This is a genomic window from Streptomyces sp. NPDC058964 (assembly GCF_042741275.1).
Lineage (GTDB): Bacteria > Actinomycetota > Actinomycetes > Streptomycetales > Streptomycetaceae > Streptomyces.
On sequence record NZ_JBHYKH010000546.1, the window covers coordinates 1 to 5962 of the forward strand.

General features: G+C 71.8%; 5 protein-coding genes. 4 read left to right on the forward strand and 1 reads right to left on the reverse strand.

Annotated features, from left to right (window positions below; all coding sequences use genetic code 11):
- The 3 genes from ACFW2E_RS39730 to ACFW2E_RS39740 all read left to right on the forward strand — a co-directional run.
- Positions 1 to 293: dihydrodipicolinate synthase family protein (locus ACFW2E_RS39730; RefSeq protein WP_384474820.1), on the forward strand; the 293-nt coding region annotated here is incomplete at its 5' end.
- A 15-nt stretch (positions 294 to 308) separates the two neighbouring features.
- Positions 309 to 1310 carry a proline racemase family protein gene (locus ACFW2E_RS39735; protein ID WP_384474823.1) on the forward strand — a complete coding sequence of 334 codons (1002 nt, stop codon included), beginning with the start codon at positions 309 to 311 and terminating at the stop codon, positions 1308 to 1310.
- A 54-nt stretch (positions 1311 to 1364) separates the two neighbouring features.
- The gene (locus tag ACFW2E_RS39740; RefSeq protein ID WP_384474826.1) at positions 1365 to 2072 is read left to right on the forward strand and encodes a GntR family transcriptional regulator; all 708 of its coding nucleotides are present in this window, start codon (positions 1365 to 1367) and stop codon (positions 2070 to 2072) included.
- Positions 2073 to 2441: 369 nt separating this feature from the next.
- Here ACFW2E_RS39740 and ACFW2E_RS39745 read toward each other — a convergent pair whose 3' ends face one another.
- Positions 2442 to 4256 carry an ABC transporter ATP-binding protein gene (locus ACFW2E_RS39745; RefSeq protein ID WP_384474829.1) on the reverse strand — a complete coding sequence of 605 codons (1815 nt, stop codon included), beginning with the start codon at positions 4254 to 4256 and terminating at the stop codon, positions 2442 to 2444.
- 460 nt (positions 4257 to 4716) lie between these two features.
- Between ACFW2E_RS39745 and ACFW2E_RS39750 the strand changes: the two genes are divergently transcribed.
- The coding region (locus ACFW2E_RS39750; RefSeq protein ID WP_384474832.1) for a S8 family serine peptidase at positions 4717 to 5962 on the forward strand (1246 nt) is incomplete at its 3' end.

Genomic DNA, 5962 nt, shown 5'->3' on the forward strand with positions numbered 1-5962 from the left:
GCGCCAAGGGGTGGGTCGCCGGTTACCCGAACGCGCTGCCGGCCGCCTGCGCCGAGCTGTACCGGGCCGCGGTGACAGGCGACCTCGCGGCCGCGCTGCCCCTGTACCGGCAGCTGCACCCGCTGCTGCGCTGGGACTCGCGGGTCGAGTTCGTGCAGGCCATCAAGTTGTCCATGGACATCGCCGGACGGCACGGCGGCCCGGTGCGGCCCCCGCGGGTCCCGCTGCTGCCGGAGCAGGAGGCCGCGGTCCGCGCGGCCACCGAGAAGGCCCTGGCCGCCGGACTCGGCTGAGAGGAAGGCCGGAGCATGCGCAGCAGACTCGTCCTGCACGCCGTCGACTCGCACACCGAGGGGATGCCCACCCGCGTGATCACCGGCGGGATCGGCACCATCCCCGGCGCGACGATGAACGAGCGACGGCTGTACTTCCGTGAACACCGCGACCACATCAAGCAGTTGCTGATGAACGAGCCGCGCGGCCACTCCGCGATGAGCGGCGCGGTCCTGCAGCCGCCGACGCGTCCCGACTGCGACTGGGGCGTCGTCTACATCGAGGTCTCCGGCTATCTGCCGATGTGCGGGCACGGCACGATCGGGGTGGCGACCGTGCTCGTGGAGACCGGCATGGTGGAGGTCGTGGAACCGGTCACCACGATCCGCCTCGACACCCCGGCCGGGCCCGTCGTCGCCGAGGTCGCGGTCGAGGACGGGGCCGCCAGGAACGTCACGCTCAGGAACGTGCCGTCGTTCTCCGCCGGCCTGGACCGCAAGGCCGTGCTGGCCGACGGACGGACGGTCACGTACGACCTCGCCTACGGCGGGAACTTCTACGCGATCCTGCCGCTCGAGGAGTTCGGGCTGCCCTTCGACCGGGCCCGCAAGGACGACATCCTGAGGGCGGGTCTGGCCCTGATGGACGCCATCAACGCCGAGGAGGAACCGGTCCACCCCGAGGACCCCTCCATCCGCGGCTGCCACCACGTCCACCTGTACGCGCCGGGTGCCACGGCCCGTCACTCACGGCACGCGATGGCCATCCACCCCGGCTGGTTCGACCGCTCGCCCTGCGGCACCGGGACGAGCGCGCGCATGGCGCAGCTGCACGCACGCGGTGAACTGCCCCTGCACACCGAGTTCGTGAACGAGTCCTTCATCGGGACACGGTTCACCGGAAGGCTGCTGGGCGAGACCGAGGTCGCCGGGATCCCGGCCGTACTGCCGAGCTTCACCGGCCGCGCCTGGATCACGGGCACGGCCCAGTACCTGCTCGATCCGGCCGACCCCTTCCCGCGGGGCTTCGTGCTCTAGCCGTCCATACTGACAGCACGTGACATTGCACCACCCCCTCCGAGGAGACACCCGATGACCGCCCAGCGCAGCAGCCCACCGTCTGCCGCACCCGAACTCCCCCGGCTGGGCGGTCGGCGGAGCAGCTACCGCGAGCGGGTCGCCGAGGCCCTGCGGGCCGCGCTGATCGCGGGCGAGCTGCGGCCGGGCGAGGTGTACTCGGCCCCCTCGCTCGCGGCCCGTTTCGGCGTCTCGGCGACCCCGGTGCGCGAGGCGATGCTGGACCTGGCCAAGGAGGGCCTGGTCGACACGGTCCCCAACAAGGGTTTCCGGGTGACCGCCGTCTCCGACAAACAACTGGACGAGTACACGCACATCCGCTCGCTCATCGAGATCCCCACCGTGGTGGAGCTGGCCACGAAGGCCGACCGGGTCTCCCTGGAGGCACTGCGCCCGGCGGCCCGGGAGATCGTCACGGCCGCGGCGGCGGGCGACCTCATCGCCTACGTCGAGGCGGACACCCGCTTCCACCTCGGTCTGCTCGCCCTGGCCGGAAACGCCCATCTCGTCGAGGTGGTCGCCGATCTGCGGGGCCGCTCCCGTCTGTACGGTCTCACCGCGCTGGTGGAGGCGGGCCGTCTGCTGGCCTCCGCCGAGGAGCACTTGGAGCTCCTCGACGCCCTGCTGGACCGCGACGCGCGGGCGGTGCGCGAGATCATGACCCGCCATCTGGGCCATGTGCGCGGCCTGTGGGCGGCAGGGGCCGATCGGCAACCGCGCTGAGCCGTCCCGGGGCCGCCCGTCTCGCGCCGACACCGCACGACCGGTTCGTCCCGGGGCCGGAGCGGACCAGGTGACGGCCCACGGCGCCCTCCGGCCGCGCGAGGCGTCCGTCGCATGCCTCCGCGGCGAGGAGCAGGGCACCCTCAGCGGCGGCCGAGGTGCGGGGCGAGCTGTTTGCCGTAGCGGTGCGGGCGGTCGTCGGGGGCACGGGTTCCGGAGCGGGCCACGGGGGCTGCCGGAACGAGCAGGACGTACGGTGCCGCCCTCGCGCGTCGACCGGGCGACGGGGGTGGAAGGCCACCGGGCCGCACGGTATGCGTGCCGACCGCGTCACCCGCGGCCCGGTGGGACGCCCGGCCGGGCCGGCGCTCAGTACAGGCCTGCCCGCTCTGGGCTTTCGTCGAGGAAGCCGCCCGACTGGTGCTGCCACAGCTTCGCGTAGGCGCCGTCGGAGGCGAGCAGTTCCTGGTGCGTGCCCTGCTCGACGATCCGGCCGCGGTCGAGGACGACGAGCCGGTCCATGCCCGCGACCGTGCTCAGCCGGTGCGCCACCACGAGTGCCGTCCGCCCCTCCATGAGCCGCCACAGCGCCTCCTGCACGAGGATCTCGCTCTCGGAGTCCAGGGCGCTGGTCGCCTCGTCGAGCAGCAGGATCGGCGCGTCCCGCAGGATTGCCCTGGCGAGGGCGACCCGCTGGCGCTGTCCGCCGGACAGTTTGATCCCGCGCTCCCCCACCATCGTGTCGAAACCGTCCGGCAGCGCGTCGGCGAACTCCGTGACGTGCGCCGCCTCGGCCGCGCGGCGGATCTCCGCGTCGGTGGCGTCCGGCCGGGCGAAGGCGATGTTGTCCCGCAGGGTCCGGTGGAACATCGCCGGGTCCTGCGGCACGTAGGCGATCATGCCGCGCAGGTCGGACTGGCGCAGCCGGCTGATGTCCTGGCCCCCGATCAGGATCCGGCCCGAGTCGATGTCCGTCATCCGCAGCAGCAGCCGGGTGAGGGTGGTCTTGCCGCCGCCGGACCGGCCCACGAGACCGATCTTGGTGCCGCAGGGCACTGTCAGGTCGAGGTCCTCGAACAGCGGGCCCCCTCCACCGTGGGCGAACGTCACCCGTTCGAAGCGGACGTCGCAGGCCCTGGACCGCAGCGGCTCCGGCGTCACCGGGTCGAGCACGGTCGGCGGCTCCAGCAGCAGTTCGGTGAACTGCGCGGCCTCCGTCATGGAGCTCTCCAGGCGACGGTAGATCTGGTTGAACTCGAACATGATCCGGGTCGCGTTCGTGTAGTACGTGAAGGCCACGACCACCGCCTCCACACCGTGCCCGCCCCCTGAGATCGCGACGGCGAGCAGCAGGCCCAGTGCGTTGGTCAGTACGGACATCGGCGCGACCAGTGTGTCGATGCGCAGGTTGCCGTAGTCCCACGAGCGCAGGGTCAGCCGCCGTGACGTGGCCACGCGGGACCGGTGTTCGGCGGCCTCGCGTTCCTCGGCGGCGAACGCCCGGACCGTGTCCATGTTCATCAGGCTGTCGGCGACATGGCCCGAGACCCGGGCGATGGCCTCCTCGCGCTGGTTGACCAGCCGCTGACGGCGACGGATGAGGGGCGCCACGCACACTGCCGTCAGTGCGATCATGACCAGGAGACCGACGACGAGCAGCGGTTCGTAGCGCCACAGCACCACCGACCCGAACGCCAGAGGCACGAGGCTGCCCACCAGGTTGAATGTCAGCGTGTCGACGAAGTCCTCGAAGCGGGAGGCGAAACTCAGCACCCGCTTGGTCAGGGACCCGGCGAAGTTGTCGTGGAAGAACGCGGCGTCCTTGGCGAACAGCTCGTCCATTCCGATGAGATACAGGTGCTCGATGCCGAGGGCGTCGAGGCGGTTCAGGCAGTGCAGTCCGATGCGCCACAGCGTCTCCGCGAGCAGCAGGACACCGACGAAACCGAGGACGTACGGCAGTGTGGTGCCGAGGGAGACACCGGTGTCGCCGGCGATGCGGCCGACGAGCTTGGCGACGACCAGCGGCCCGATGTAGTTGAGGCCGATGTTGCCGAGCGCGGGCAGCACCAGCGCCGGCACCGTGAGGCGTCGCAGGCGGGTCAACTCCCGCCCGTAGTAGCGAAGTGCGAGGAGCACGGGGCCCCTGGCCGGCGGAACCCGGCCCGATTCAGGCGATCCCATCCCAACCCTGTGTTGTCACATGTGCACGGACAGTGAGAGATGGCAGTGTCCCGTGACGGAGCCGGTGGCGTCCAAGTGTTTTTCGGCTGAGGCGGCCCGCGACCGGACGCGCCCGCGGACATGCCCGCGCACACTCCGCGCAACGCGGCCCTCGAGTCCGGCCCGACAACAGCTTGTGAGCGCTCGACCCGCGCTCTCCGACAGGGAGTTCGCCGCCGGGGCAGCGCCGTCGCGACGCGGTGCCGCAAGGGGAGGAGCGGAGGCCGGATCCGTGGACATCACGTCCACCCGCGGCCTTCTGGACCAGCACGCGGCGCTGGAAGGGTGGCCCCCGCGCCGACAACGGTGTGACCAACCGTCATGCCCGGCGCGTTCATCCGTCGGAGACGAACGCCGCCGGCCAGCCGCAACCCGGTTGCGGCGGCGTACGCCTCTCGTCCACCTCCAGGAGGACCCTTCCGTGCGCATACCACGCAGAGCGGCGATGGCACTCGCCGCTGCCGGCGTGCTGTCCCTGACCGGACTGCCACCTGCCGTCGCCACCGCGACGGCCGCGTCCGCTCCCCACGTCTCCGACGCCGACACGACCGGTTCGCCCCGGCCCGTGGCGGTGACCCTGATCACCGGTGACCGGGTGCTCGTCGGCAAGGGACCCGACGGCCGGCCGGTGCCCATGGTGACACCGGCCGCCGTACCCGGTCGCCACGTCGCCTTCACCACCATGACCGACAGCGATGGCGATGTCCGGGTCATCCCCAGTGACGTGCTGCCGCTCGTCGGATCGGTGCTGGACGAACGGCTCTTCGACGTCAGTGAGCTGATCCGGCAGAAGTACGACGACGCGCATGCCCGCAGCCTGCCCCTGATCGTCCAGCACCCCGCGGGCGCCGACGACACCGCCCGGAAGCTCGGCACCGCCTCGGTCCGGACCGTGCGCGAGCTGACGAGCATTCACTCCACCGCGGTGCGGGAGCCCCGCGCCAAGGCCGCACAGGGCCTCGGCAGTTACCTGGCCGCAGCCGGGCGTGCCGCGCTGAGCCGTCAGGGTGTCACCAAGAAGCTCGCTGCCACGGCAGGCCCCCTGGCCGGCGTCAGCCACATCTGGCTCGACGGCAAGGTCAAGGCCACCGGCCTCGACTGGAACCTCACCAAGGTCAAGGCCCCGGACGCCTGGGACTCCGGACACACCGGCAAGGGCGTCACGGTCGCGGTCATCGACACCGGTGTCGACGGCACCCACCCGGATCTGCGGGACAGGATCACCGACTCGGCGAACTTCTCCGATTCCCCGGACGCCGTCGACCACGTGGGCCACGGCACCCATGTGGCCGGCACCATCGCGGGTTCGGGTGCCGCCTCGAACGGCGCACGCAAGGGCATCGCGTACGACGCGAAACTGCTCAACGTCAAGGTCCTCGGCGACCACGGCACCGGTAGCGACTCCGGGGTCATCGCCGGCATGGAGTGGGCGGCCCGGCACGGCGCGAAGGTCGCCAACATGAGCCTGGGCGGCGGTCCCACCGACGGCAGCGATCCCGAGAGCCGGGCCGTCGACGAACTCACCGCGCGCTACGGCACCCTGTTCGTGGTCGCCGCCGGCAACGAGGGCGGCGCCGACAGGCGGGCGGGGGGGGCTGACTCCGCGCGGAGGCTGGGTGCGTCGCTCACCCTCGTCCTCCTGGCGGGCAAGTGCGCCCGCGGCGCCC

Bases quoted from the DNA above. Each gene is read 5' to 3' on its own strand.
- ACFW2E_RS39735 (WP_384474823.1), top strand. From the start codon at position 309: ATGCGCAGCAGACTCGTCCTGCACGCCGTCGACTCGCACACCGAGGGG.
- ACFW2E_RS39740 (WP_384474826.1), top strand. From the start codon at position 1,365: ATGACCGCCCAGCGCAGCAGCCCACCGTCTGCCGCACCCGAACTCCCC.
- ACFW2E_RS39745 (WP_384474829.1), bottom strand. From the start codon at position 4,256: ATGGGATCGCCTGAATCGGGCCGGGTTCCGCCGGCCAGGGGCCCCGTG.